We start from the raw sequence: 24,258 nt of genomic DNA, 5'->3' as shown, positions 1-24,258 counted from the left end.
TGGATAGAAGCCGCCCGGGCGTCGGAACCGGTGCGGCAAGTGAGAAGCCCAAAAGTGTAACCCGAATGGTGAGGGGTTGCAAGGCATTCCGCCGATTCGGTCATGGAATCGAATGTGTTTTCAAGAGCTTAGGGGTTACAGAACCGGGGAATCGGGTCGCGGCAGCGGCTCAACCCGCTTCCGTGCGTTGGCTGCCGCTCTGCAACCGCGCTCTGAGCGCCGCTTCGAAGCCCGTGAGCGCATCGGGCGCGGCGTCCGTGATCGCCCACCAGGTCATGCCCGCCGCGTCCCAGTGTGCGATCGAATAGCCGTCGTGACCAAGCGACGCCGGCGCCGCGCCCCCCGCCGTGGACTGCGGAAACACGTACACGTCGATCACGTGCTTGCCGTAGCGGTACACGAGCACCGCGACCCGCTGATGCGCGAGGTAGTCGAGCCGGCCACCCTGAAGCGCGAAGCCGGCCGCCGCGAGGTCCTCGACCGGCGGCGAATAGTCGAGTCGGCCGTTGAACCATGGCTTCACCGTGTGACGGTCTGTCGAAATCACGTCGATGTCGCGGCCGGAGACCTGCGCGCGCACGTGGCTTTCGACGAGTTCGTCGGTGAACGGCGAGAATTCGGCCGGACGGTGCAGTGTCAGCGTCAGGACCGCGGCGGCTGCGCACAACGCGATCACCAGTGCCACAAGACCGCCGCGCGCGGCCGCGCGGTTTGCCCCGCCCGCGCCGAGCGGGCCGCCGAAGCCCCCGAGCCAGCCGTCGAGCCACACGGACCACCTCGCCGCGCGACGCTGACGCCGAGGTTGCTGCGTCGCCGGCTGCGTCATCCCGGCGGCGGACTGCTTCGGCACATCGTCAGGCGCACCCGTCGCGGCCAAAACCACGCCCCCTTCGTCGACGACGCCGGGCAAACCCGCCACGATCCGCGCCCGCAACGACTGCGGCGCCCGATGATACGGCGCCGCGCGCAGCGCGCCACTCAACGCACGCACGTTGTCGCTCGCGCGCCGGCAATCGTCGCAGCTCTCGATATGCTGCTGGACGCGGCGCGCATCGGGCGCCGGCAATTCGTGATCGGCATTCGCATCGAGGAGCGGCCGAGCTTCGTTACAGTCCATCCGGCGTCTCCTGAGCGGGGTCGGCGGCAGCGCCGGGAATGTTGAGGGGCCGGCCGTCGGCAAACGCCCGGAGCTGTGTCACTGTTGCGGTGGCGGGCATACCCGCCGACGAGCCCGGGCGACCGTCGCCTGAACTTCTGGCCGGCTGGGCGCAAGGTGCAGGGGCCGCGGTGGCCGCAGACCGTGCGAGTCGCCCGGACTGCGCGTCCCGATCCGGCGGCCCCTCCTGCCGGCTGCCCTGCCCGCCTTTACGCGCCTTGCCGACTGGCTCCCCTCCGCCTCGCTGCTGCGCCATCAACACCTCCGCCAGCTTGCGCCGCCCACGCGCGAGCCGCGACATCACCGTACCGATCGGCACGCCGGCCACCACCGCGATCTCCCGATATCCCATCTCTTCGAGCTCACGCAAGATCAGCACCTCACGATACTCGACCGGCAAAAGCGCCAGCGCATCGTGCACCAGTCGCACATCCTCGTCGCGGATCAGCAGCGTCTGCGGATCGTCACCGCCTGCGCTCCAGCCGTCGAGGGTCGCGTCGTCCATCGTTTCGTCGAATTCGAGCATGTCGTGCGACGGCGCGCGCCGCCGCCATTCCGTGTACCAGGTGCGGCGCACGATCGCGAGCAGCCACGGCCGCGCGGAGTCGCCGCGAAACGTATCGAAGAAGCGGAACGCGCGCATGAACGCTTCCTGCACGACGTCCTCGGCATCGTTCGGATTGCCGCACAGCCAGCGCGCAAGGTTGTACGCGGCGTCGAGATGCGGCAACGCCAGCTGCTGGAAGCGGCGGCTTTTCGCTGCATCGGCGTCGGCATCGGCGTCGGCGCCGGTGCCGGCATCTGGCTCGCCGCGCGCGTGGGCGGCGTCTGAGTCGGTCTGGACCACGTGGGTCCCTCCAAGGGCATGGCGGCTGCGTCGTGCGGGTCGCTGCTGTCGAGCGCCCCGCGTGGTGTCGTTGCTGTCTTTCACAGCAGAACTGGCCATAGACCCAGTTTATTCCCGAGTTCCGCCAGCAATCCCAAAAAGTTCGGGCTCGCCCGCGCGCCTCTCGCCAACTCTCTCGCCAACCAATACGCCCGCTAGTACGACGGCCGGTTCCAGTAGTCGTCGCTGGCGTACACGTCTTTCAGATAGTCGATGAAATAGCGCACCCGCGCCGGCACGTAGCGCTGCTGCGGATAGACCGCGAGGATGTCGTAATCGGGCAGCGCATACTCGTCGAGCACGGTTTCGAGCTCGCCGCGCGCGAGCTGCTGCTGGATTTCCCATGTCGAGCGCCAGCCGAGTCCGAGCCCTTCCGAAACCCAGCGATGCAGCAGTTCGCCATCGTTGCAGTCGAGCGAGCCGCCCACCCGCACCGTCGCGAGCTTGCCGTTGCGGCGGAAGTACCAGCCGCGGTTCTGCCCGCCTTGCAGATTGAATGCGAGGCAGTTGTGGGCCGGCAGATCCTCGAGCGTCCTCGGCTTGCCGTGAAGGCGGAAATACTCGGGCGTACCGCACACCACGCGCCGGTTCGACGCGAGCTTCACCGCGACGAAGTTCGGATCGACCGTGCCGCCGATGCGAATCGACAGGTCGTAGCCCTCGCGCACCAGATCGACGACCCGGTCGGTCAGATTGAACGACATCTGCAACCCGGGCTTGTCGCGCAGAAATGCGGGCGCGAGCGGCGCGACGTGCTTGCGGCCGAACGCGGCCGGCGCCGACACGATCAGATGGCCATTCACCGCGCGGCGCCCCGCGCTCAGTTCGTTTTCCGCCTGATCCCACTCGCTGAGGAGCCCGCGGCAGCGTTCGAGAAAGGCCGCGCCGTCCTCGCTGACCACCAGCCGCCGCGTCGTGCGATACATCAGCTTCACGCCGAGGCGCTTCTCCAGCGCGTCGATGCGCCGCCCGAGAATCACCGGCGAAACGCCCTCCTCCAGCGCCGCCGCCGCGAGACTGCCCGCATCGGCAACCCGCACGAAGGTTTCGATCTGTTTGAAGCGGTCCATGCTCGTCTCCCACCTGTCTCTTGCCGGGCTGATGATGCCGGCCGTGCGCCGGGCGCCACGCCATTCCATACTTTTTGTTTCGGAATAAGCGACCCGGACTGATCTTATCAAACCTTTGGCGCAGGCCTACAGTGTCCCTCAACCGACGTAATTACCGACATTGAGGAGACATCCATGGCCAAGATGAGAGCCGTCGACGCCGCCGTTCTGGTGCTCGAAAAAGAAGGCATCGATACCGCGTTCGGCGTGCCGGGCGCCGCGATCAACCCGTTCTACTCGGCGATGCGCAAAGCCGGCGGCATCAGCCACGTGCTCGCGCGTCACGTCGAGGGCGCATCGCACATGGCCGAGGGCTATACGCGTGCGCAGCCGGGCAACATCGGCGTATGCATTGGCACGTCGGGCCCTGCCGGTACCGACATGATCACCGGTTTGTACTCCGCCCAGGCTGACTCGATCCCTATTCTGGCTATCACGGGTCAAGCGCCGCGCGCGCGTTTGTACAAGGAAGACTTCCAGGCCGTCGATATCGAAGCGATCGCGAAGCCCGTCACCAAGTGGGCCGTGACCGTGCGCGAGCCGGCGCTGGTGCCGCGCGTGTTCCAGCAGGCGTTCCATCTGATGCGCTCGGGCCGTCCGGGTCCGGTGCTGGTCGACTTGCCGATCGACGTGCAGCTGGCCGAAATCGAATTCGATATCGACACGTACGAACCGCTGCCGGTCTACAAGCCGAAGGCAACCCGCAAGCAGATCGAAGCGGCGCTCACGCTGCTCAACGATGCCGACAAGCCGCTGATCGTCTCGGGCGGCGGCGTATTGAACGCGGTCGCCGAAAACCTGCTCGTGAAGTTCGCCGAAACGGTCGGCGTGCCGGTGATCCCGACACTGATGTCGTGGGGCGCGATTCCCGACGACCATCCGCTGATGGCCGGCATGGTCGGTCTGCAGACCTCGCACCGCTACGGCAACGCGACGATGCTCGCATCCGACTTCGTGCTCGGCATCGGCAACCGCTGGGCCAACCGTCACACCGGCAGCGTCGATGTGTACACGAAGGGCCGCAAGTTCGTGCACGTCGATATCGAACCGACGCAGATCGGCCGCGTGTTCGGTCCGGATCTCGGCATCGTGTCGGACGCGAAGGCCGCGCTCGAACTGTTCGTCGAAGTCGCCGGCGAATGGAAGGCCGCGGGCAAGTTGAAGGATCGCAGCGCATGGGTCGCCGATTGCCAGCAACGCAAGCGCACGATGCTGCGCAAGACGCACTTCGACAACGTGCCGATGAAGCCGCAGCGCGTGTATGAAGAGATGAACCAGGTGTTCGGCCGCGACACCTGCTACGTGAGCACGATCGGCTTGTCGCAGATCGCCGCCGCGCAATTCCTGCACGTGTACAAGGCGCGCAACTGGATCAACTGCGGCCAGGCCGGCCCGCTCGGCTGGACGATTCCAGCGGCGCTCGGCGTGCGCGCGGCCGACCCGCAACGGCCGATCGTCGCGTTGTCGGGCGACTACGACTTCCAGTTCATGATCGAGGAGCTCGCGGCCGGCGCGCAATTCAAGCTGCCGTACGTGCATGTCGTCGTGAACAACTCGTACCTCGGGCTGATCCGCCAGGCGCAGCGCGCGTTCGAAATGGACTACTGCGTGCAGCTCGGCTTCGAGAACATCAACTCGCCGGAGACCAACGGCTATGGCGTCGATCACGTCGCGGTCGCCGAAGGTCTCGGTTGCAAGGCGATTCGCGTGTTCAAGCCCGAAGAGCTGAAGCCGGCGCTGCAAAAAGCGCAGTCGATGCTCGCCGAGTTCAACGTGCCGGTGATCGTCGAAGTGATTCTCGAACGTGTGACCAACATCTCGATGGGCACCGAGATCGACGCGATCAACGAGTTCGAGGAACTCGCCGAGAAGCGCGAGGACGCGCCGACGGCGATCAGCCTGCTCGACTGAGCGTCGCGGGTTCGCAGTACCCGCAGCATTCAGCGCGCACGATGCGCGAGGGCCGAGCTCATGCTCCGCGCCCTCGCCTCATCATGCCCAGCGCGCCATTCCCTGACCGACCTGAGAGACAAAAGCACCATGCCGAAATTCGCAGCGAACCTGACGATGCTGTTCAACGAAGTGCCGTTCCTCGACCGTTTCGCGGCAGCAGCCAATGCCGGCTTCCATGCCGTCGAATTCCTGTTCCCGTATCCGTATTCGATCGCCGAATTGAGCGAACGTCTGCAGCAGAACCGCCTGAAGCTGGTGCTGCACAACCTGCCGGCGGGCAACTGGGAAGCCGGTGAACGCGGCCTCGCGTGTCTGCCGGATCGGGTCGCGGAGTTCCAGGAAGGCGTCGGCCGCGCGATCGAATACGCAAGCGCGTTGAAGGTGCCGCAACTGAACTGCCTCGTCGGCATTCCGGGTGTGAACGTGTCTGCCGACACCACCCGCGCGACGATCGTCGAGAACCTGCGCTTTGCCGCGCGCGAGTTGAAGAAGGCCGGCATCCGGCTGCTCGTCGAGCCGTGCAACTCGTACGACATTCCGGGCTTCGCGCTGAACCGCTCGCGCGACGGACTCGACGTGATTCGCGAAGTCGGCTCGGACAATCTGTTCCTGCAATACGACATCTATCACATGCAACGGATGGAAGGCGAACTCGCGGCGACGATCGAAAAGAACCTCGCGCAGATCGCGCATATCCAGCTTGCGGACAACCCCGGACGGCATGAACCGGGCACCGGCGAGATCAACTATCCGTATCTGTTCGCGCTGCTCGACTCGCTCGGCTACGACGGCTACGTCGGTTGCGAATACAAGCCGCGCACGACGACCGAAGCCGGCCTCGGCTGGGTGCAAAGCGTCGCTGGTCAGGCACGCGGCGCGGCACATGCGGCGGCTTGAGACGCGTCAGGCTCAACGCACGCCCCCTATAACCCTGGAGATTCACACACATGGCAAAGATCGGCTTCATCGGGCTCGGCATCATGGGCGCGCACATGGCGCGCAACCTCATCAAAGGCGGTCACACGCTGTTCGTGAACGGCGCCTATCCGGTCCCGGACGACATCGCGAAAAGCGCGAGTGTGGTCGCCAGTTCGACCGCCGTCGCACAGGCCGCCGACATCGTCATCATCATGGTTCCGGACACACCGGACGTCGCCAACGTGTTGTTCGCTGATGACGGCGTCGCCGCTGGCCTCACCAAAGGCAAACTCGTGATCGACATGAGCTCGATCTCGCCGCTCGACACCCAGGCGTTCGCGAAGAAGATCAACGCGCTCGGCGTCGACTATCTCGATGCGCCGGTGTCCGGCGGCGAAATTGGCGCGCGCGACGCGACGCTGACGATCATGGTCGGCGGTCCCGAGAAAGCCTTTGCTTTAGCCAAGCCGCTGTTCGAACTGATGGGCAAGAACATCTCGCTGATCGGCGAGAACGGCGCGGGTCAGACCTGCAAGGTCGCCAACCAGATCATCGTCGCGCTGAACATCGAAGCGGTCGCGGAAGCGCTGCTGTTCGCGTCGCGCTCGGGCGCCGACCCGGAGCGCGTGCGCCGCGCGTTGATGGGCGGCTTCGCGTCGTCGCGAATTCTCGAAGTGCATGGCGAGCGCATGACAAAGCGCACGTTCAATCCGGGCTTTCGCATCGAGCTGCATCAGAAGGACCTGAATCTCGCGCTCGATGGCGCGCGCAAGCTTGGCATCGCGCTGCCGCATACCGCGAGCGCGCAGCAGTTGTTCAGCGTGTGCGCGGCAAACGGCGGCAAGGCGTGGGATCACTCGGCGATGGTGCGCGCGCTCGAAATCATGGCGAATCATGAGGTCGCGCAAACGCCGGATAGCAAGGAAGCGAAGGCGGCCTGAGGTCTCCCTTCGTGGTCCCTGTGTGGTTGAGCTCGTCGTTGATTGCGCTGATAGCCGCTTCGGCATCCGCGCGGTGATGATGAGCACAGGTGGGGCGCCCGTTCGTCGCCCGGCGGCTTCGGCCGCAGGCGCAGCGAAACGGGCAAATCGCGCCGCTCTGGGCTGAGAGCGGCAAGTGGGGTCCGCAGCGGCACCCGGCGACGCCGAGGAAGCCTTGGTCGGTCAGACGTCGTCGTCGGGTGTCCGGCTGTCGGATTCGTCAATCAGTATGTATCGAACACCTTTTGCAACGCAGCCGGCGCCGTATGGCCCGCTGCGAGCGCCAGCATCAACAGCACGCGCGCCTTGTACGGATTCAGCGTACCTGCGCTGACGAAGCCGAGCGCTTCGTCGGCTGCCGCGCCATTGCGCATCACATGTCCCGAGCCCACACGCGACGAGCGCACCACCGCGATACCGCGCGACACCGCGTCGGCGAGCGCCTGCTGCAACGCCTGATGGATCGAGCCATTGCCCGTGCCCGCGATGACGAGGCCGCGCACGCCCGCGGCGATGAGCGCATCGACGGCAATGCGCGACACGCCCGCATAGCTCGCGACGATCTCTACGTGCGGCCACGCCGTATCGATCGCGAACTCGCTCGCAAGCGTATGCGCGCGCACCACACTGCGTTGAAACTCGACGCGCCCATCCTGCACCCAGCCAAGCGCACCGATTTCCGGCGACTGGAATGCGTCGAGCGCATAGGTGCTCGTCTTCACGACGTCGCGCGCGCAATGGATGCGATTGTTGAACGCGACCAGCACGCCCTGCCCGCACGAAGCCGCATGCGCCGCGACTGTCACCGCGTTCAGCAGATTCAACGGACCATCGGCCGATAGCGCCGACGCCGGCCGCATCGCCGCGGTCAGCACGACGGGCTTGTCCGACTTGACGGTCAGGTGCAACAGGTAGGCGGTTTCTTCGAGCGTGTCGGTGCCGTGCGTGACGACCACGCCGTCGACGTCGTCGCTCGCGAGCAGCGCGTTGATACGTTGCGCGAGCGTGGTCCACAGCGGCAGCGCCATGTCCTTGCTATCGACGCTGGCGATCTGCTCCGGCGCGACGCGCGCGACCGTCGACAGCGCCGGCACCGCCGCGAGCAACTGATCGACGCCGACGACGCCCGCCTGATAGCCGGACGTGTTGGCGGCATCCGGTGCCGCGCCGGCGATCGTGCCGCCGGTCGCGAGCACGGCGATGCGCGGCAACAAGGAAGCGGAGCCCGGCGTGCTCGGAGGAGTCGGGAGAGAGGATGTCGAGGTAGTCATGGCGGCGATTGTAAGCGATGCGCCGCGCGCCGCCATGCGTGAAATCGCGAGGCTTAAGCGGCCTCGCGCAACTGCGCCGCGATATCGGTCTCGCTCAGCTGCGGCGCGAACATTTCGATCAGCCGATACGCGTACGCGCGCAGGAACGCGCCCTTGCGCAAACCGACGCGCGTCGTGCTCGCCTCGAACAGATGCTGCGTATCGAGCGCGACGAGTTCGGTGTCGCGCTTCGGATCGTAGGCCATCGCCGCGACCACGCCAATGCCCATGCCGAGCTCGACGTAGGTCTTGATCACGTCGGCGTCGATCGCGGTCAGCACGACGTCGGGCAACGCGCCTGCTTTCGCGAACGCCTGGTCGATATGCGAGCGGCCCGTGAAGTCCTGGTCGTACGTGACGATCGGGAATTCGGCGATCTCGTCGAGCGTCAGGTTTTCGCGGCCGACCAGCGGATGATCCTTCGGCACCACCACCACGTGATGCCACGAATAGCACGGGAACGTGACGATGTCGGGGAAGCGGTCGAGCGCCTCGGTCGAGATGCCGATATCGGCCTCGCCGTTGATGATCATCTGCGCGATCTGTTGCGGGCTGCCCTGGCGCAGCGCCAGATGCACCTTCGGGAACACCGACGTGAACTGCCGGACCACCTTCGGCAGCGCATAGCGCGCCTGCGTGTGGGTGGTCGCGACGACGAGATGGCCGCTGTCCTGATCCGCGTACTGACGCGCGACGCGGCGCAGATTCTCCGCATCGAGCAGCATCCGCTCGATCAACTGATGCACGGCCTTGCCCGGTTCAGTGAGGCCCGTGAGCCGCTTGCCGCGGCGAATGAAAATGTCGACGCCGAGCTCGTCCTCGAGGTCCTTGATCTGTTTCGACACGCCCGACTGCGACGTGTACAGCACGTTCGCCACTTCCGTCAGGTTCATGTTCTGCCGCACGGCCTCGCGCACGAAGCGCAATTGCTGGAAATTCATCGTTGTGTCTCCGGTTCTGCCAGAGTTGAGTTATTAGAGCTGTCAAATGCCAAAGGGAACCACTCGGTACGGCCGATACGTTTCACGCCTGCTTCGTGCGCCGCACGGCGGCGCTGCCGTCTCACTGCGCCGGAAACACCCGCAGCGCGCGCGGCACTGCGGTCACACCGTCGCCGACCGCGAGTTGCAGATCACGCCACGTTTCGCGATCGAGTTCGGCTTCGAGCAGATTGCCCTCGCGACCGGCGAGTTCGACGCGCACCGAGCCGCCGAGCGTCACCACGCGCCGCACGTCGACGACGATGCCGTTTCGATGCCCGGCTGCCTGCGGATACAGCTGCAGATCATGCGGCCGCACATAGGCGAACGCGGGACCGCTGAAACCCGCCGTGATCGCGACCGGCAGCGCGGCGCCATCGACGACGAAGCCTTGCGCATCGACGTTGCCGTGCAGACGGTTTGCCGCGCCGAGAAACTCATAGACGAACGGCGTCTGCGGATGGTCGTACACGTCCTGCGGGCTTCCCACCTGCTCGACATGCCCTCGATTGAGCACGACGATGCGATCGGCCACTTCGAGCGCTTCTTCCTGATCGTGCGTGACGAAGATCGTCGAGATATGCAGATCGTCATGCAAACGGCGCAGCCAGCTGCGCAGTTCCTTGCGCACCTTCGCGTCGAGCGCGCCGAACGGCTCGTCGAGCAGCAGTACCTTCGGCTCCACGGCCAACGCGCGCGCAAGCGCAATGCGTTGCCGCTGACCACCGGACAGCTCGGACGGATACCGTTGCGCAAGCCAATCGAGTTGCACGAGCTTCAGCAGTTCATGCACCTTCTCGCGAATCACCTTCTCCGACGGACGTTCCTTGCGCGGCTTTACGCGCAGGCCGAACGCGACGTTCTCGAACACCGTCATATGACGGAACAGCGCGTAATGCTGAAACACGAAGCCGACCTCACGCTCGCGCGCGCCGACCGCCGCGACGTCCTGGCCTTGCAGCTCGACCTGGCCGCCGTCCGCGTATTCGAGGCCCGCGATCACACGCAGCAAGGTCGTCTTGCCGCAACCCGACGGCCCGAGCAGCGCGACGAGTTCGCCTGGCGGGAAGTCGAGCGACACGTTGTCGAGCGCGACGAAATCGCCGAAGCGCTTTTGCAGGTTACGAACGGTGATACCCATTTACAGCTCTCCTTGCTTGAGCGGATGTCGCTGCGACGCAGGCGTGGCGTCGACGAAAAACGAATGAGAAGCGGACTGCGCGCTATTGGCCTGTGATGCACCGCCCGGCGCCGGTCCCGCATACGCGGGCACCTCACGCGCCGCCGACAGTTCCGCCGACATATGACGCTCGGCCAGCAGCTTGAGCCCCAGCGTGACCAGCGCCAGCAGCGCGAGCAGCGAGGCCACGGCGAACGCGGCCGAGAAGTTGTACTCGTTGTAGAGGATTTCGACGTGCAGCGGCATCGTGTCGGTCTGCCCGCGAATATGGCCGGACACCACCGACACCGCGCCGAACTCGCCCATCGCGCGCGCATTGCACAGAATCACGCCGTACAGCAGGCCCCACTTCACGTTCGGCAGCGTCACACGACGGAACGTCTGCCAGCCCGATGCGCCGAGCACGTGCGCGGCCTCTTCCTCGTCGTTGCCCTGCGCCTGCATCAGCGGGATCAGCTCGCGCGCGACGAACGGGAACGTGACGAAGATCGTCGCGAGCACGATGCCCGGCACCGCGAAGATGATCTGCACGTTGTGATCTGCGAGCCACGGGCCGAACCAGCCCTGCGCGCCGAACATCAGCACGTAGATCAGACCGGAGATCACCGGCGACACCGAAAACGGCAGGTCGATCAGCGTGGTCAGCAGCGCCTTGCCGCGGAATTCGAACTTCGCGATACACCACGACGCCGCGAGGCCGAACACGAGGTTCAGCGGCACCGCGATCGACGCGGTGAGCAGCGTCAGCTTGATCGCCGACAGCGCATCCGGGTCGGCGAGCGCTTCGAAGTAAAAACGCAGCCCCTTGTTCAGCGCCTGGTAGAACACCGCGGCGAGCGGCACGACCAGGAACAGCGCGAGAAACAACAGTGCGACGCCGATCAGCAGCCAGCGCACAACGGGCGGTTCGCTGACCGGATCGGGGCGGCGCGCACCGCTTGCCGGGTTGGTCGGACGGCGGCTCATTGCGCACCTCCACCGATTGCGGCGACGCTCGTGGCAGCTGGCGCGGGCCCCGCATTGCCGCGGCTCGTGCGGCGCTGCAGCCACCACTGCAGCGTGTTGATCAGCAGCAGCATCAGAAACGACACGACCAGCATCACGACCGCGAGCGCCGTCGCACCCGCATAGTCGTATTGCTCGAGCTTCGTGATGATCAGGAGCGACGTGATCTCCGACTTCATCGGCACATTACCGGCGATGAAGATCACCGAGCCGTATTCGCCGAGCGCGCGCGCGAAGGCGAGCGCGAAGCCGGTCAGCAGCGCCGGGAACACGGCCGGCAGCACGACGCGGCGAAACGTGAGCCAGCGCGACGCGCCGAGGCACGCGGCCGCCTCCTCCTGCTCGCGCTCGAACTCCTCGAGCACCGGCTGCACCGTGCGCACGACAAACGGCAGGCCGATGAACGTCAGCGCGACCAGCACGCCGACCGGCGTGAACGCGATCTTGATGCCGAGCGGCGCGAGGAACTGGCCGATCCAGCCGTTACCCGCATACACGGCCGCGAGCGAAATGCCCGCGACCGAGGTGGGCAGAGCGAACGGCAGATCGACGACCGCATCGACGATGCGCTTGAACGGAAACCTATAGCGCACCAGCACCCACGCGACGAGAAAGCCGAACACCGCGTTGATCAGCGCGCCGCCGAGCGCCGAGAAGAACGTCAGCCGATACGACGCGAGCACGCGCGGCGACGTGACCGCGCGCACGAACTGGTCCCAGTCGAGCGTCGCGGTTTTCAGAAAGGTCGCCGCCAATGGAATCAGCACCACGAGGCTCAAATAAGCCACCGTGATGCCGAGTGTCAGGCCAAAGCCGGGCAATGCGCTCGGCTTGCGGAAAGTCAACGTGGTCATGCTGGATACTCGTTCATGGTTGATGCTCGCGGTTGTTCGTTTTGCTGTGTTGCCGTACTGCGGTGTTGCCGCCCTGCTGGCCACCGGACCCCGGTTAGCCGAAAGCGCGCCCACTGGGCGCGCTCTTTTGCCTGTGCCTGTGCTTCAGGCCGTGGTTGTTACTGCGGCTGATAAATCGAATCGAACACGCCGCCGTCCGCGAAATGGGTCTTTTGCGCGTTGGTCCAGCCGCCGAACGAATCGTCGATCGTGTACAGCTTCAGCTTCGGAAACTTCGCGGTCAGATCGGCCGGCACCTTGTTCGATCGCGGACGATAGAAATTGCGTGCGGCGATCTCCTGGCCTTCCTCGCTATACAGGAAGTTCAGATACGCGTCCGCCAGCTTGCGCGTGCCGTGTTTGTCGACGACCTTGTCGACCACCGCGACCGGCGGCTCGGCCAGAATGCTCGCCGACGGCACCACGATTTCGAACTTGTCCGGGCCGAACTCCTTCACCGACAGGAACGCCTCGTTTTCCCACGCGATCAGCACGTCGCCGATATCGCGCTGCACGAAGCTGGTGGTCGCGCCGCGCGCGCCCGAATCGAGCACGCCGGCGTTCTTGTACAGCTTGCCGACGAACTCCTTGGCCTTCTGGGCGTTGCCGCCCGGCTGATGCTCGGCGTACGCCCAAGCGGCCAGGTAGTTCCAGCGCGCGCCGCCCGAGGTCTTCGGATTCGGCGTCACGATCGACACGCCCGGCTTCACCAGATCGTCCCAATCCTTGATGTGCTTCGGGTTGCCCTTGCGCACCAGAAACACGATCGTCGACGTGTACGGCGATGCGTTGTCCGGCAGACGCTTCTGCCAGTTCTTGTCGACGAGCCCCTTGTTCGCGATCGCGTCGATGTCGTAAGCGAGCGCAAGCGTCACGACGTCGGCCTGCAGACCGTCGACCACCGAGCGGGCCTGCGCGCCCGAGCCGCCGTGCGACTGCTTGAAGGTGACGGCTTCGCCGGTCTTGGCCTTCCATTCCTTGCTGAATGCCTGATTGATGTCCTGATACAGCTCGCGGGTCGGATCGTAGGACACGTTCAGCAGCGTGGTGTCGGCGTGCGCGACACCGCTTGCGCCCAACATGCCGAGCGTACCCGCCGCGCCGACGGCAAGCGCCGTGATCAGTTTTCTGGTTCGAGCCGCAAGCCCCGTATGCCGATGGTTCATTTCAGTTTTTCTCCGCGTGATGGTCCGCTGATAAGCGTCTGGTGTCGTTTTGCGTCGCGGTCACGTGCACATGAGCGCCAACCCGGAAGCCAGTCTATCGAAGGGCTTTCATCATTAAAAATAATGTTTCCTCATTTTTTAATGCCCAAAAGTGGTAACGGCAGACGCGCCGGCTGTTCCGACGCCGAAAACGCCGCCATGTCGCCGATAAACGACGCCCCAGCGCGCCCCTTGCGCCGAACTTAAAGTAAAGCTTGAAATGCGCCGAATACTGTATAAAAATACAGTCACCTGTTCATACATACAGTGGCCATGACAAAACTCACCGCACGACAGCAGCAGGTTTTCGATCTGATCCGCCGCGCGATCGAACGCACCGGCTTTCCGCCCACTCGCGCGGAAATTGCCGCCGAACTCGGTTTCAGTTCGGCCAATTCCGCGGAAGAGCATCTGCGCGCGCTGGCGCGCAAGGGCGTGATCGAACTGGCGGCCGGCGCGTCGCGCGGCATCCGCCTGCTGTCCGGGCAGGAGGATGCGCCGCACCAGTTCACGCTGCCACATGCGGGCCTGATGCAGTTGTCACTGCCGCTGATCGGCCGGGTCGCGGCGGGTAGCCCGATCCTCGCGCAGGAACATATCTCGCAGCACTACGCGTGCGACCCGGCGCTGTTCTCGAGCAAGCCCGACTACCTGCTGAAGGTGCGCGGCCTGTCGATGCGCGACGCGGGCATTCTCGACGGCGACCTGCTCGCGGTGCAAAAGCGCAGCGAAGCGAAAGACGGCCAGATCATCATTGCGCGCCTTGGCGACGACGTGACGGTCAAGCGTCTGAAGCGCCGGCCGAACGGCATCGAGCTGATCGCCGAAAACCCCGACTACGACAACATCTTCGTGGAAACCGGCAGCGCGGATTTCGCGCTCGAAGGGATCGCGGTCGGGCTGATTCGCCCCAGCGAGTTCTGATCCTTCGCTGTTGCCGGAACGCTCGCGCCGGTTTGTCCGACCCAAGCCGCATTAACGCCCGCATTACGCCGCGCATTTAAGCTGCATCGTCTGGAGAGACTCATGGAACGCCTTGCCCGTCTGCTGCCTTTTCGCCAGTTCGGCCGTCTGCGCCATCTGCGCAAGCTCACGCCTTGCGCGCCGATCGAGGCGCCCGCGGCGCGCACGCCGTCGCTGTTCGACGTGACTGCCGAAGCTTGCGGTCTGCCGTCGTCGTTGCCGGCGTTTGCGCGCGTATCGCTGAATTCGGCGCTGAATATCGCGGAGCCCGCGCGCCGCGCACCGGTGCGGGTCTATCATGGACCGTCGCGACTGATCATGGTCGGCACGGTCGACGCCGTATGCCGTATGATCGATCGTTGCATAGCCGACGAAGCCAACGTGCACGGCGCGGTGTTCGAAGCCTGAGCGAATTCTGAACACGCATGCAATAAGCACTTCGGATGTTCAGAGATTCGCGTGGGATGGGATCGTTTCGACCTCGCCGTGGTCGACGTTAGATCATCACTGACGTGGAGTCCCATTCGATGACCATTCCGAAACGCACACAGGGCAGCGCCACCCGGCCGCTGCTGATCACGCTGATCGTGGTGATCGTGATTGCCGCGCTGGGGTTTATTTACGCGTCGCCGTATCTCGCGGTGAACAATCTGAAACGCGCGGCAGACGCGCGTGACGTGCAAACCGTCAATCAGTACGTCGACTTCCCCGCGCTACGCGATAGCCTGAAGCAGCAGGTGGGCGCGATGCTGACGCGCCGGCTCGAAGCGGATGCCGGCAACAAGATGGCCACGATCGGCGCGGTGATCGGCGTGACACTGATCGGCCCGCTCGTCGATGCCTATGCGACACCCGACGGCGTCGCGGCACTGCTGAACGGCATGCCGCCGCGCGGCACACCGGGCGAGCAACCGTCCGCCCCACCAGCCGCGGGCGGTGAAGCGCCGGCCGCACCATCCGCGGGCGACACCCCCACGCAGGCAAGCGCGCCGCCGCCCGGGCGTCAAAGCACGGCCGGCTACCGGAGTCTCAACGAGTTTGTGGTCACGTACCGGCGCGGCGAAGGCAACGCGAACTATTCGGCCATCTTCCGTCGCGAAGGTCTGGTCACGTGGAAGCTCGCGGCGATCAATCTGAACGAGTGAGGTTCAAGCCGTGAACTGAAGGGATGCGCGGGCTGGTCATTGCGGCCAGCCGCGTGTCAGGTTTGTTCGAATTACGCCGCGGCCGCCTGCTGCTGCTCCTGCGCGGAAGAGCACGCCACCAGAATGCTGCACGACACGCGGTCGAGCAGCGGCGTGTTGCCCGCCCCCATCCACCACCGCGACAAACCGGTCCGGCAGCGATGACCCACCACCACGAGGTCAACGTGCAACTCGTTGGCAAGATTGGCGATCTCGTCGATCGGATGACCAAATGCGAAATGCCCCTGCGCGTTCACGCCTCGCTCGGTCAGCCAGTTCACGCCCTCCTGCAGAATTTCGCGGGCCGTTTTTTCGAAGCTTCCGCAGGCCACATCGGTCAATAAGCCCGCGCTTTGCGCGATGCTCGAACGCATGTCGACGACCGACAGCAGATGCGTTTCCGCCTTCAGGTCCAACGCCAGATCGGCGCCGCAACGCAGGGCTTTGCGGCCTTCGCGCGAGCCGTCGTAGCACAACAGGATTTTCTGGTAGCTCGCCATCTGTCTTCTCCCATTCGCGCGGAAAGCGCGGTCTGAATCAATCATGGTGCGCCGCAATTCGGCTTGCAAGGGATGGAAAACGCTAAGTGCATAGTCGGTGCGTGCTGACGCCGTCTGCACAAGCGTTGGGCCAGCTGAGGCAGTGTTCGCGCACGTTTGCGGCACCGCAAAACTTGGTATGCGAACGCATCGCATCCCACGCATTACGCGTTCCCGGACACCCGCTCGCATCAGTGGCCGATACCCTAGAATAAGCGGCCTGTGCGCAATGCGTGCGTCGCAGGTATGTTGTTTGTTCTTGTGCGTACGTTATGTCTTGTTCCCGGAGCCTCACTCGAGTCATGCCCGCCGCCCCCATCGAGTTCCATCAGGTCAGGAAAAGCTACGGCGAAAAAACGGTCGTCGACGGCTTGTCGTTTCATGTTAATACCGGCGAATGCTTCGGGCTGCTCGGCCCCAACGGCGCCGGCAAGACCACGACGCTGCGCATGCTGCTCGGCATCGCGGCGCCCGACGCCGGCGCGATCCGCCTGTGCGGCGAACCGATCCCGGGCCGTGCGCGCCTCGCGCGCTCGCGCGTGGGCGTGGTGCCGCAGTTCGACAACCTCGATCCCGATTTCACCGTGCGTGAAAATCTGCTCGTGTTCGGCCGCTATTTCGGGATGAGCGCCGCGCAGTGTCGCGCGGCGGTGCCGGGTCTGCTCGAATTCGCCCGCCTCGAGAACAAGGCGGACGCGCGCGTGAGCGAGCTGTCCGGGGGCATGAAGCGGCGCCTCACGCTCGCACGCGCGCTGATCAACGATCCCGACGTGCTGATCATGGACGAGCCGACCACCGGTCTCGACCCGCAAGCGCGCCATCTGATCTGGGAGCGATTGAGATCGCTGCTAGCGCGCGGCAAGACCATCCTGCTGACCACGCACTTCATGGAAGAAGCCGAACGGCTTTGTCATCGACTGTGCGTGATCGAGGAAGGACGCAAGATCGCCGAAGGCGCGCCGCGCGAGCTGATCGAGTCGGAGATCGGCTGCGACGTGATCGAGATCTACGGTCCCGATCCGTTTGCATTGCGCGACGAACTCGCACCGCTCGCCGAGCGCACCGAGATCAGCGGCGAGACCCTGTTCTGTTACGTGAACGACGCACAGCCCGTGCATATGCGCCTGAAGCAGCGCGCGGATTTGCGCTATCTGCATCGGCCGGCGAATCTCGAAGATGTGTTTCTGCGGCTCACCGGCCGCGAAATGCAGGACTGAACCCGCAGCGAGGCACTTGATGGACGCACGCACCTACGAAACCCACGACGCCACGCCATCGGCACAAGAGCCGTTCGGCGCCTTCCCCGCCAACGCCACGAACTGGATCGCGGTGTGGCGCCGCAACTATCTGGTGTGGAAGAAGCTCGCGATCGCGTCAATGTTCGGCAACCTCGCCGATCCGATGATCTATCTGTTCGGTCTCGGCTTGGGGCTCGGGCTGATGGTCGGGCACGTCGACGGCGTGTCTTATATCTCGTTCCTCGCGGCGGGCACGGTGGCGTCGAGCGTGATGATGTCAGCGAGCTTCGAGTCGATGTATTCGGGCTTTTCGCGCATGCACGTGCAGCGGACGTGGGAAGCGATCATGCATACGCCGCTTACCCTCGGCGATATCGTGCTCGGCGAGGTGGTGTGGGCCGCCAGCAAATCGGTGTTGTCGGGTGTCGCGATCATGCTGGTAGCGGGCGCGCTCGGCTATGCGAGTTTTCCGTCGATGCTGCTCGCGCTGCCGGTCATCGTGCTGGCCGGTCTCGCGTTCGCGAGCCTCGCGATGATCGTGACGGCGCTCGCGCCGTCGTACGACTTTTTCATGTTCTATCAGACCCTCGTGCTCACGCCGATGCTGCTCCTCTCCGGCGTGTTCTTTCCGATCTCGCAGTTGCCCGGCGCCGCGCAAGCGGTGACCGCCGCGCTGCCGCTCGCCAATGCGGTCGATCTGATGCGCCCAGCGATGCTCGGCCGGCCGATGGAGCACGCGGCGCTGCATGTGAGCGTGCTCGCCGCGTATGCAGTCGGCGGCTTTATCGTGTCGGCGATCCTGTTTCGGCGCCGCATGATGAAGTAAGCCGAACGCGCCGGTCGTCGCTCTGCGCGTTTGCTATCGTCGCGCGCTCAGTCCTCGTCATCGGTCCACGGAATGTCGACGTCGGAGATGAACGCGACCGTCGCGAACGGGCCGCCCTCGTGACGACCGATCTTGCCATCGGCGCGCTGCCATTCGACCCGGAACACGGTGGCCGGATCATCCGCGATCAGCCGCACCGTGCGCAATTCGTCGGGATCGGCGTCTTCGACCGGACCGTCGAGCGAGATCAGCAACGCCTGCGGCCATAAACCATCGGCGGGATCGTAGATCTTGTCGCCGTCGTGAATCAATGTGAAGGCTTCCACGCCGATGGTCGCCGACGCATCGACGATCATCTTGGCGAGCGCACGCAACAGCGCGGTCGCTCTCGCCGAGTTGGCCTGGCGGATCGCGAGATCGCCGCGTGTGAGCGCCTGCTCGAGTTTCGGATTGGTTTTCTGTTGCGCCATGGATGTGTTGGTCCTATCGCTCTGTTGTGGGCAACGCGCCATCGGGTCGACGCGCCGCGTTTCTTTTTGGGTCCATCTATTGCCGCTTATGTGCATTGCAGCATCGCGGGCTGCGCGGCCGGTCCGCGCTTCGACTGTCGTTGTTCTGCCGTTTCCCCCGATCGTGGCGCGCACCATCAGGGCCGTTTTTTCAGGGCCGTCTTTGCCGTCCACCACAGTTTAGGTCGTGATTCGGATTCAGGGAGAACATTTGCCGCTTATTGCGTGGCATGTGTCGCATTTCATGCATCGGCTCGCGGACGCCGCGGCGTGCGCTTGCCGCGCCCTCGGTCCGCCTTCGACGCCTGCGCCCCGGCCGGCTTCGGATCCGCGATCCGCGCGATCAGATGGTCGCGAAACGCCCGCACCGACGGCGGCAACTCGCGCCCCGCCATCGTCTGCACCTGGATGCTGCGCTGGCGCATCTGCGGGTCGGTCAGCGGAATCACGACGAAGCCGTCGTCGGCATAGCGGTCGCGCACCGATAGCAGCCCCGTGAACATGATCGCGCCGGACTTCTGCGCATAGCGATAGCTCGCGCCGCTGTTGTTGCAGATCAGGTCCGGCTCGAGCAGGATGCCTTCGAGCGCGCAGGTGATGTCGATCAACTGGCGAAGCGTTGTGCCAGTCTCCGACAACACCAGCGGATAACCGCTCACCTCGGCGAGCGACAGCTTCGCGCGCGCCGCGAGCGGATGATCGGCGCGCACCAGCAAGAACACCGGCGCGCGTTCGGTGTGCTCCACCTTGACGCCCTTCTCCGGCGCGAGGCTGAACGACAACGCGATGTCGACGTCACCGTCGCGCACATGGCGGGTCGCGTCGGCCGGCGACATCACGGTCAGCGTGAAATCGATGCCGGGATGCTCGGCGCGGAAATCCGCGATCGCAGCGGGCAGAAAGTCGACCGCGAAGCCCTCGGCGGTCGCGATCTTGATCCGGCTGCCGTGCAAGCTAGCGAGACCGCTGAGCTCCTTCATCACGTGCTCGGCTTCGAGCAGGCTGCGTTGTGCGTAGGCGAGCAGCCGCTCGCCGGCCTCGGACAGCGCCATGCCGCGCGGACGCCGCTCGAACAGCGTGACACCGAGTTCGCCCTCGAGCCGCGCGATCTGCCGGCTAAGCGCCGATACCGCGACATGCAGCCGTTCGGATGCGTCGCTCAGCGAACCGCTGCGCGCGACTTCGACGAAATAACGCAACGCGATGCCATGCAGTGAACGTGCCATCCGGGACGCCTCGATCGAATCGGTTGCAATGGTGTAGCGACGCTTTGCCTTTGCGGCAATGCAAGCTTCGAAACATGATCATTGTGACAAAAATGACGCGCTTCTAGAATCGGTCGCAATGGCATCGCGGGCAATTCGCCCGAAGACCATGCCATCGGGCCGCGGCTCTCTGCCGGCCTCACCCATCCCCCGCATTGGAGACACCGACATGAGCCGCAACCAGGCGATCGAGCTTGCCACCCGGCACTTTGAATCCGGCGCTTTTCTCGCCGACCTGAACCGCCGCGTCGGCATTCGCACCGAAAGCCAGGAAAGCGATCGCGGCGCGCTGCTGCTGTCTTATCTGACCGACGAAATCCAACCCGCAGCGGAGCGCCTCGGCTTCGGCACGCGCATCGTCGATAACCCGGTCGATGGCTTCGGTCCGTTCCTGATCGCGAACCGTCACGAAGGCGATCATCTGCCGACCGTGCTGATCTATGGCCACGGCGACGTCGTGCGCGGTTACGACACCCAGTGGCGCGCGCCGCTGACGCCGTGGGCGGTGACCGTCGAAGGCGAGCGCTGGTTCGGTCGCGGCACCGCCGACAACAAAGGCCAGCACTCGATCAACCTCGCCGCGCTCGCGTGCACGCTCGCCGCGCGCGACGGCAAGCTCGGCTTCAACACGAAGCTGCTGATCGAAATGGGCGAGGAAACGGGCTCGCCGGGGCTCGATGCGATCTGCCGCGCGCACCGCGACGAGCTCGCCGCCGACGTGCTGATCGCCTCCGACGGCCCGCGTCTCGCCGCGCGTCGTCCGACCGTGTTTCTCGGCTCGCGGGGCGCGGTCAATTTCAAGCTGTCGCTCAATCTCCGCGACGGCGCGCATCACTCGGGCAACTGGGGTGGCCTGCTGCGCAATCCGGCGACGGTGCTCGCCAACGCGCTCGCGAGTCTGGTCGATGCGCGCGGCGTGATCGCAGTCGACGGCCTGCGTCCGCCGCCGATCCCCGAGGCCGTGCGCCGCGCGCTTGCCGACATCACGGTGGGCGACGGTCCCGGCGACCCGACCGTCGACGACAACTGGGGCGAACCGGGTCTTTCCGCGCCCGAGCGCGTGTTCGGCTGGAACAGCTTCGAAGTGCTTGCGTTCAAGGCGGGCAATCCGGAGAACCCGGTCAACGCGATTCCGCCGTCGGCGTTCGCGGTCTGCCAGTTGCGTTTCGTGGTCGGCACCGATTGGGAAAACCTCGGCAAGCATCTGCGCGCGCATCTTGATGCGCACGGCTTTCAGCTGGTCGAAATCGACGTCGAACGCGGCGCACCGGCCACGCGGCTCGATCCGGACGATCCGTGGGTCAGATGGGCGCTCGCGTCGCTAGAAGCGACCACCGGCAAGAAGACCGCGCTGCTGCCGAATCTCGGCGGCACGCTGCCGAACGAGGTATTCGCCGACACGCTCGGTCTGCCGACGATCTGGGTGCCGCATTCCTATCCGGCCTGCTCGCAGCATGCGCCGAACGAGCATCTTCTCGGCCCGGTGGTGCGCGAGGGCCTGCAGATGATGGCGGGACTGTTCTGGGATCTCGGCGAGAATGCGCCGCTTGCGGCGAAGCGCGAGGTCGTGGATGCGGCAAAGGCCGCGAGTTGAGTTCGGCTAGCGTCGATTGATTCGCTGTACCTGCCGCGGCCGGCCCCGACATTCGACCGGGGCCACCGCGGCAAGCGGGTCGCGCTTACATCGACATCAAGGCGCCGGATTCGGCTGCAGCTCGTGCAGCTTGTCGATTTCCGCAAGCACTTCGGGCGACAGCTTCACGTCCGCGCTGGCGACGTTTTCCTTCAACTGCTCGAGCGACGTCGCGCCGATCAGATTGCTGGTCACGAACGGCCGACTATTGACGAACGCGAGCGCGAATTGCGCGGGCGACATGCCGTGGCGCTTCGCGAGCTCGACATAACGCGTGGTCGCCTGCACGGCTTGCGGCTTGCTGTAGCGCGCGAAGCGCTCGAACAGCGTGATGCGTGCGCCGGCCGGACGCGCGCCGCCTTCGTACTTGCCCGACAGCCAGCCGAACGCGAGCGGCGAATACGCGAGCAAACCGATATTGTCGCGATGCGCGTACTCGGACAGACCCGCTTCGTAGGTGCGGTTCAACAGGCTGTACGGATTCTGGATGCTGACGATGCGCGGCAAGCCGAGTTTTTCGGCCGCGCGCAGAAACTGTGCGACACCCCACGGCGTTTCGTTCGACACGCCGACATGGCGCACCTTGCCAGCCTTCACGAATTCGGCGAGCACCGTCAGCGTTTCCTCGATCGGCACCGTGTACGCGTCGTCGACCCACGGATACGACGCACGGCCGAAGGTCATCGTGCTGCGATCGGGCCAGTGCAGCTGATACAGATCGACGTAATCCGTCTGCAGACGTTTGAGGCTGTCGTTGAGCGCCTCGGTCAGATTCTTGCGGTCGAACTGGTTCCCTTCGCCGCGAATATGACGCGGATTGTGCGGCTGACGCGCGGGACCCGCGATCTTGGTGGCGAGCACGATCTTCTCGCGCGCGCTCTTGTGCTGCGCGAGCCACGTGCCGATGTAGCGCTCCGTCGAACCTTGCGTTTCCGCGCGCGGCGGCACCGGATACATTTCGGCGGTGTCGATCAGGTTCACGCCGTGATCGAGCGCGTAGTCGATCTGCGCGTGCGCTTCCTGCTCGGTGTTCTGCTCGCCCCACGTCATCGTGCCGAGACCAATCAGGCTGACCTGCACGTCGGAGTCGCCGAGTCTGCGGTATTCCATCTAACTTGTCCTGTTGAAGAGGTGAACGGAAAGCGCAGACGTTACCACGCCGGCGCATTACCTGCAGCAAGGCTAGAATGCTGGGCCATGCGTTGCTGCACGCCGCCTGGCGAGTTGCGTAGCACATGCTTTGCGCTCACGGCCCTCGCTTCATCATGACTTCGTTGCCATGAATCACGAACACCTCGAATTGCTGGTCACGCGCGTGATGCCCTACGGGAAATATAAAGGCCGCGTGATCGCCGACCTGCCCGGCCACTATTTGAACTGGTTCGCGAGCCAGGGCTTTCCGCCCGGCGAGATCGGCCGGCTGCTCGCGTTGATGCACGAGATCGATCACAACGGTTTGAAACCGCTGCTCGATCCGTTGCGCAAACCGAAGCCCAACGAGGGCTGAATCCGTCTGCGTGAAAGCGTTGCCAAGCCCGCTGAAAGTCGCGGCGCAGGCAAGCTGCAAGCAATGTCGGGCAGTCCGAATTCATACAGGTTTTTTCCTTGCGGATCGCGTTTGCATGGCCTTTAATCGGCATAGGTCGTCGCGCTGTGGAACGTCGATAGTGAAGCGGTTCAGTCATCGTCCGCTCCACTGTTTCCTTGTGTTCCGGCGCCGTGCGATCCCCCGCCTTCGTGACTGCCTGTATCCATGTCGCAATTCAACCTGTCCGCATTGCTCGACTTCATCGGTCACGATCTGTCGCCGGTGCGCGCGGTCATCCTGTTCTTCGTGATCGGCTACGTCGTGGTCGGACTGCCCGTGCATTTCCGCCAGGGCGCGGCGTCGCGCGACGTTTGGGGCACGGCCGCCGGCGTGACGATGGCGGCGATCTACGCGGCGTTCATTGCCGGGGTGTACCCGTGGCTGCATCACGTGTCGGTGATCGCGCACTGAGCGTCGGCCGCCGTCAGCTCGGCGCCGAAAACTTCCCATAGCGGTTCGAGCAATTCGCGTCGCGGCTGCCAGCGCCGCATCGACGTGCGGTACAACGGTCGGCGCACCTGCGCCGAACTCGCGGTGCTCACAGGCCGCGTCGTCTCAGGAAATGCGAGTGCGTTCGCTTCGAAATCGTCGACCAGTTCCTCGTACGCGATCTCGAGCATCGCGCCCGGGGAAGAGCGTGCCGTCAGTGCGCCGTCGACTGACCGTAGGTGCGATGACAGTTAGTCCGCGCCGAGCGCGCCCTACTGCGCCGCGTCCGCTTTGTTCAACGCCTCGACGTCGCATCGCTTGCGACTCAAGAGACGAATCGTCCCGCGGAAGTTAGCAGCGCTGCCCTTGAGTAGCGTTTCGAATGATTAACGAAGTGTTACCGCAGCGCCGTTCGATTAGACGCGGGAAGATTGGCGGAAAGGTCGAGCGTCGCGGCAACGGCTCGCATGGTCGCGGCCCTGAGCGCGGAGCGCCGCGCCAACGCCGGT

25 protein-coding genes are annotated in these 24,258 nt (G+C 64.8%); 11 read left to right on the top strand and 14 right to left on the bottom strand.

Going from position 1 to position 24,258, the window contains the following annotated elements; translation table 11 throughout:
* Positions 1–169: 169 nt before the first annotated feature.
* The 3 genes from VSR82_RS00485 to VSR82_RS00475 all read right to left on the bottom strand — a co-directional run bounded on the left by VSR82_RS00485 (position 170) and on the right by VSR82_RS00475 (position 3,112).
* Positions 170–1,117: an anti-sigma factor family protein gene (locus VSR82_RS00485; RefSeq protein WP_429459444.1), complete on the bottom strand. Its 948-nt coding sequence runs from the start codon at positions 1,115–1,117 to the stop codon at positions 170–172.
* Entirely contained in the window at positions 1,107–2,003 is an 897-nt protein-coding gene (locus tag VSR82_RS00480; protein WP_429459446.1) for an RNA polymerase sigma factor, read from the bottom strand. Before VSR82_RS00480 ends, VSR82_RS00485 begins: the two co-directional genes overlap by 11 nt.
* A gap of 194 nt (positions 2,004–2,197) precedes the next feature.
* Positions 2,198–3,112: a substrate binding domain-containing protein gene (locus tag VSR82_RS00475; RefSeq protein ID WP_368582854.1), complete on the bottom strand. Its 915-nt coding sequence runs from the start codon at positions 3,110–3,112 to the stop codon at positions 2,198–2,200.
* 174 nt (positions 3,113–3,286) lie between these two features.
* Here VSR82_RS00475 and gcl point away from each other — a divergent pair, with 174 nt between their 5' ends.
* From gcl to VSR82_RS00460, 3 genes are all read left to right on the top strand, one after another.
* Positions 3,287–5,062: a glyoxylate carboligase gene (gcl, locus tag VSR82_RS00470; protein ID WP_429459448.1), complete on the top strand. Its 1,776-nt coding sequence runs from the start codon at positions 3,287–3,289 to the stop codon at positions 5,060–5,062.
* Between the two features lie 129 nt (positions 5,063–5,191).
* Positions 5,192–6,001, top strand: coding sequence for a 2-oxo-tetronate isomerase (otnI, locus tag VSR82_RS00465; RefSeq protein WP_429459450.1), 810 nt, complete (start codon positions 5,192–5,194; stop codon positions 5,999–6,001).
* A 50-nt stretch (positions 6,002–6,051) separates the two neighbouring features.
* Complete coding sequence (locus VSR82_RS00460) at positions 6,052–6,963, top strand: 2-hydroxy-3-oxopropionate reductase (protein WP_429459452.1); 912 nt, start codon at positions 6,052–6,054, stop codon at positions 6,961–6,963.
* Between the two features lie 263 nt (positions 6,964–7,226).
* Here the strand turns inward: VSR82_RS00460 and VSR82_RS00455 are convergent, their stop codons facing one another.
* The 6 genes from VSR82_RS00455 to VSR82_RS00430 form a co-directional block, all read right to left on the bottom strand.
* The gene (locus tag VSR82_RS00455; RefSeq protein WP_429459454.1) at positions 7,227–8,273 is read right to left on the bottom strand and encodes an asparaginase; all 1,047 of its coding nucleotides are present in this window, start codon (positions 8,271–8,273) and stop codon (positions 7,227–7,229) included.
* A gap of 53 nt (positions 8,274–8,326) precedes the next feature.
* Entirely contained in the window at positions 8,327–9,253 is a 927-nt protein-coding gene (locus VSR82_RS00450; protein WP_013089301.1) for a CysB family HTH-type transcriptional regulator, read from the bottom strand.
* 121 nt (positions 9,254–9,374) lie between these two features.
* Positions 9,375–10,433 (bottom strand): sulfate/molybdate ABC transporter ATP-binding protein, encoded by a 1,059-nt coding sequence (locus tag VSR82_RS00445; RefSeq protein ID WP_429459456.1) that lies wholly within the window; start codon positions 10,431–10,433, stop codon positions 9,375–9,377.
* Positions 10,434–11,438 (bottom strand): sulfate ABC transporter permease subunit CysW, encoded by a 1,005-nt coding sequence (cysW, locus tag VSR82_RS00440; RefSeq protein ID WP_368582848.1) that lies wholly within the window; start codon positions 11,436–11,438, stop codon positions 10,434–10,436.
* Positions 11,435–12,331 (bottom strand): sulfate ABC transporter permease subunit CysT, encoded by an 897-nt coding sequence (cysT, locus tag VSR82_RS00435; protein WP_410849192.1) that lies wholly within the window; start codon positions 12,329–12,331, stop codon positions 11,435–11,437. Before cysT ends, cysW begins: the two co-directional genes overlap by 4 nt.
* A 158-nt stretch (positions 12,332–12,489) precedes the next feature.
* Entirely contained in the window at positions 12,490–13,536 is a 1,047-nt protein-coding gene (locus VSR82_RS00430; RefSeq protein WP_368582846.1) for a sulfate ABC transporter substrate-binding protein, read from the bottom strand.
* A gap of 312 nt (positions 13,537–13,848) precedes the next feature.
* Here VSR82_RS00430 and lexA point away from each other — a divergent pair, with 312 nt between their 5' ends.
* From lexA to VSR82_RS00415, 3 genes are all read left to right on the top strand, one after another.
* A complete protein-coding gene (lexA, locus tag VSR82_RS00425; protein WP_008922406.1) occupies positions 13,849–14,499 on the top strand; it encodes a transcriptional repressor LexA in 651 nt (216 codons plus the stop codon).
* Positions 14,500–14,601: 102 nt separating this feature from the next.
* Positions 14,602–14,946 carry a hypothetical protein gene (locus VSR82_RS00420; protein WP_410849193.1) on the top strand — a complete coding sequence of 115 codons (345 nt, stop codon included), beginning with the start codon at positions 14,602–14,604 and terminating at the stop codon, positions 14,944–14,946.
* 119 nt (positions 14,947–15,065) lie between these two features.
* Positions 15,066–15,683 carry a DUF2939 domain-containing protein gene (locus tag VSR82_RS00415; protein WP_368582843.1) on the top strand — a complete coding sequence of 206 codons (618 nt, stop codon included), beginning with the start codon at positions 15,066–15,068 and terminating at the stop codon, positions 15,681–15,683.
* A 71-nt stretch (positions 15,684–15,754) separates the two neighbouring features.
* On the opposite strand, the gene VSR82_RS00410 is transcribed toward VSR82_RS00415, so the two are convergent.
* A complete protein-coding gene (locus tag VSR82_RS00410) occupies positions 15,755–16,222 on the bottom strand; it encodes a universal stress protein (protein ID WP_013089294.1) in 468 nt (155 codons plus the stop codon).
* Between the two features lie 341 nt (positions 16,223–16,563).
* Between VSR82_RS00410 and nodI the strand changes: the two genes are divergently transcribed.
* Positions 16,564–17,478 carry a nodulation factor ABC transporter ATP-binding protein NodI gene (gene nodI / locus VSR82_RS00405; protein WP_429459465.1) on the top strand — a complete coding sequence of 305 codons (915 nt, stop codon included), beginning with the start codon at positions 16,564–16,566 and terminating at the stop codon, positions 17,476–17,478.
* 19 nt (positions 17,479–17,497) lie between these two features.
* The gene (locus VSR82_RS00400; protein ID WP_368582841.1) at positions 17,498–18,325 is read left to right on the top strand and encodes an ABC transporter permease; all 828 of its coding nucleotides are present in this window, start codon (positions 17,498–17,500) and stop codon (positions 18,323–18,325) included.
* A gap of 47 nt (positions 18,326–18,372) precedes the next feature.
* On the opposite strand, the gene VSR82_RS00395 is transcribed toward VSR82_RS00400, so the two are convergent.
* The gene (locus tag VSR82_RS00395) at positions 18,373–18,795 is read right to left on the bottom strand and encodes a hypothetical protein (protein ID WP_013089291.1); all 423 of its coding nucleotides are present in this window, start codon (positions 18,793–18,795) and stop codon (positions 18,373–18,375) included.
* 281 nt (positions 18,796–19,076) lie between these two features.
* Positions 19,077–20,060 carry a LysR family transcriptional regulator gene (locus tag VSR82_RS00390; RefSeq protein ID WP_429459468.1) on the bottom strand — a complete coding sequence of 328 codons (984 nt, stop codon included), beginning with the start codon at positions 20,058–20,060 and terminating at the stop codon, positions 19,077–19,079.
* 208 nt (positions 20,061–20,268) lie between these two features.
* Between VSR82_RS00390 and VSR82_RS00385 the strand changes: the two genes are divergently transcribed.
* Positions 20,269–21,693: a M20 family metallopeptidase gene (locus VSR82_RS00385; RefSeq protein ID WP_429459470.1), complete on the top strand. Its 1,425-nt coding sequence runs from the start codon at positions 20,269–20,271 to the stop codon at positions 21,691–21,693.
* Positions 21,694–21,789: 96 nt separating this feature from the next.
* Here the strand turns inward: VSR82_RS00385 and VSR82_RS00380 are convergent, their stop codons facing one another.
* On the bottom strand, positions 21,790–22,842 hold the full coding sequence (locus VSR82_RS00380; RefSeq protein WP_410849198.1) for an NADP(H)-dependent aldo-keto reductase: 1,053 nt from the start codon (positions 22,840–22,842) through the stop codon (positions 21,790–21,792).
* A gap of 169 nt (positions 22,843–23,011) precedes the next feature.
* Here VSR82_RS00380 and VSR82_RS00375 point away from each other — a divergent pair, with 169 nt between their 5' ends.
* Both VSR82_RS00375 and VSR82_RS00370 read left to right on the top strand, forming a co-directional pair.
* Positions 23,012–23,239 (top strand): DUF3820 family protein, encoded by a 228-nt coding sequence (locus tag VSR82_RS00375; protein WP_368582837.1) that lies wholly within the window; start codon positions 23,012–23,014, stop codon positions 23,237–23,239.
* A gap of 246 nt (positions 23,240–23,485) precedes the next feature.
* Entirely contained in the window at positions 23,486–23,731 is a 246-nt protein-coding gene (locus VSR82_RS00370) for a hypothetical protein (RefSeq protein WP_176367880.1), read from the top strand.
* Here the strand turns inward: VSR82_RS00370 and VSR82_RS00365 are convergent.
* Entirely contained in the window at positions 23,707–23,940 is a 234-nt protein-coding gene (locus VSR82_RS00365; protein ID WP_368582836.1) for a hypothetical protein, read from the bottom strand. The genes VSR82_RS00370 and VSR82_RS00365 overlap by 25 nt on opposite strands.
* Between the last annotated feature and the right edge of the window lie 318 nt (positions 23,941–24,258).

Origin of the sequence: Burkholderia sp. JPY481 (assembly GCF_038900515.1) — a bacterium.
GTDB lineage: Bacteria > Pseudomonadota > Gammaproteobacteria > Burkholderiales > Burkholderiaceae > Paraburkholderia > Paraburkholderia youngii.
This window is presented reverse-complemented; position numbering and strand designations above follow the sequence as displayed.

Excerpts from the sequence above, each read along its gene's own strand:
- VSR82_RS00485 (WP_429459444.1), bottom strand. The coding sequence starts at position 1,117 with ATGGACTGTAACGAAGCTCGGCCGCTCCTCGATGCGAATGCCGATCAC.
- nodI (WP_429459465.1), top strand. The coding sequence starts at position 16,564 with ATGCCCGCCGCCCCCATCGAGTTCCATCAGGTCAGGAAAAGCTACGGC.
- VSR82_RS00395 (WP_013089291.1), bottom strand. The coding sequence starts at position 18,795 with ATGGCGCAACAGAAAACCAATCCGAAACTCGAGCAGGCGCTCACACGC.
- otnI (WP_429459450.1), top strand. The coding sequence starts at position 5,192 with ATGCCGAAATTCGCAGCGAACCTGACGATGCTGTTCAACGAAGTGCCG.
- VSR82_RS00430 (WP_368582846.1), bottom strand. The coding sequence starts at position 13,536 with ATGAACCATCGGCATACGGGGCTTGCGGCTCGAACCAGAAAACTGATC.
- VSR82_RS00390 (WP_429459468.1), bottom strand. The coding sequence starts at position 20,060 with ATGGCACGTTCACTGCATGGCATCGCGTTGCGTTATTTCGTCGAAGTC.
- VSR82_RS00415 (WP_368582843.1), top strand. The coding sequence starts at position 15,066 with ATGACCATTCCGAAACGCACACAGGGCAGCGCCACCCGGCCGCTGCTG.
- VSR82_RS00455 (WP_429459454.1), bottom strand. The coding sequence starts at position 8,273 with ATGACTACCTCGACATCCTCTCTCCCGACTCCTCCGAGCACGCCGGGC.
- VSR82_RS00445 (WP_429459456.1), bottom strand. The coding sequence starts at position 10,433 with ATGGGTATCACCGTTCGTAACCTGCAAAAGCGCTTCGGCGATTTCGTC.
- VSR82_RS00385 (WP_429459470.1), top strand. The coding sequence starts at position 20,269 with ATGAGCCGCAACCAGGCGATCGAGCTTGCCACCCGGCACTTTGAATCC.
- VSR82_RS00460 (WP_429459452.1), top strand. The coding sequence starts at position 6,052 with ATGGCAAAGATCGGCTTCATCGGGCTCGGCATCATGGGCGCGCACATG.
- VSR82_RS00475 (WP_368582854.1), bottom strand. The coding sequence starts at position 3,112 with ATGGACCGCTTCAAACAGATCGAAACCTTCGTGCGGGTTGCCGATGCG.
- VSR82_RS00410 (WP_013089294.1), bottom strand. The coding sequence starts at position 16,222 with ATGGCGAGCTACCAGAAAATCCTGTTGTGCTACGACGGCTCGCGCGAA.
- VSR82_RS00365 (WP_368582836.1), bottom strand. The coding sequence starts at position 23,940 with ATGCTCGAGATCGCGTACGAGGAACTGGTCGACGATTTCGAAGCGAAC.
- VSR82_RS00420 (WP_410849193.1), top strand. The coding sequence starts at position 14,602 with ATGGAACGCCTTGCCCGTCTGCTGCCTTTTCGCCAGTTCGGCCGTCTG.
- VSR82_RS00375 (WP_368582837.1), top strand. The coding sequence starts at position 23,012 with ATGAATCACGAACACCTCGAATTGCTGGTCACGCGCGTGATGCCCTAC.
- VSR82_RS00380 (WP_410849198.1), bottom strand. The coding sequence starts at position 22,842 with ATGGAATACCGCAGACTCGGCGACTCCGACGTGCAGGTCAGCCTGATT.
- VSR82_RS00450 (WP_013089301.1), bottom strand. The coding sequence starts at position 9,253 with ATGAATTTCCAGCAATTGCGCTTCGTGCGCGAGGCCGTGCGGCAGAAC.
- gcl (WP_429459448.1), top strand. The coding sequence starts at position 3,287 with ATGGCCAAGATGAGAGCCGTCGACGCCGCCGTTCTGGTGCTCGAAAAA.
- cysW (WP_368582848.1), bottom strand. The coding sequence starts at position 11,438 with ATGAGCCGCCGTCCGACCAACCCGGCAAGCGGTGCGCGCCGCCCCGAT.
- VSR82_RS00400 (WP_368582841.1), top strand. The coding sequence starts at position 17,498 with ATGGACGCACGCACCTACGAAACCCACGACGCCACGCCATCGGCACAA.
- lexA (WP_008922406.1), top strand. The coding sequence starts at position 13,849 with ATGACAAAACTCACCGCACGACAGCAGCAGGTTTTCGATCTGATCCGC.
- cysT (WP_410849192.1), bottom strand. The coding sequence starts at position 12,331 with ATGACCACGTTGACTTTCCGCAAGCCGAGCGCATTGCCCGGCTTTGGC.
- VSR82_RS00370 (WP_176367880.1), top strand. The coding sequence starts at position 23,486 with ATGTCGCAATTCAACCTGTCCGCATTGCTCGACTTCATCGGTCACGAT.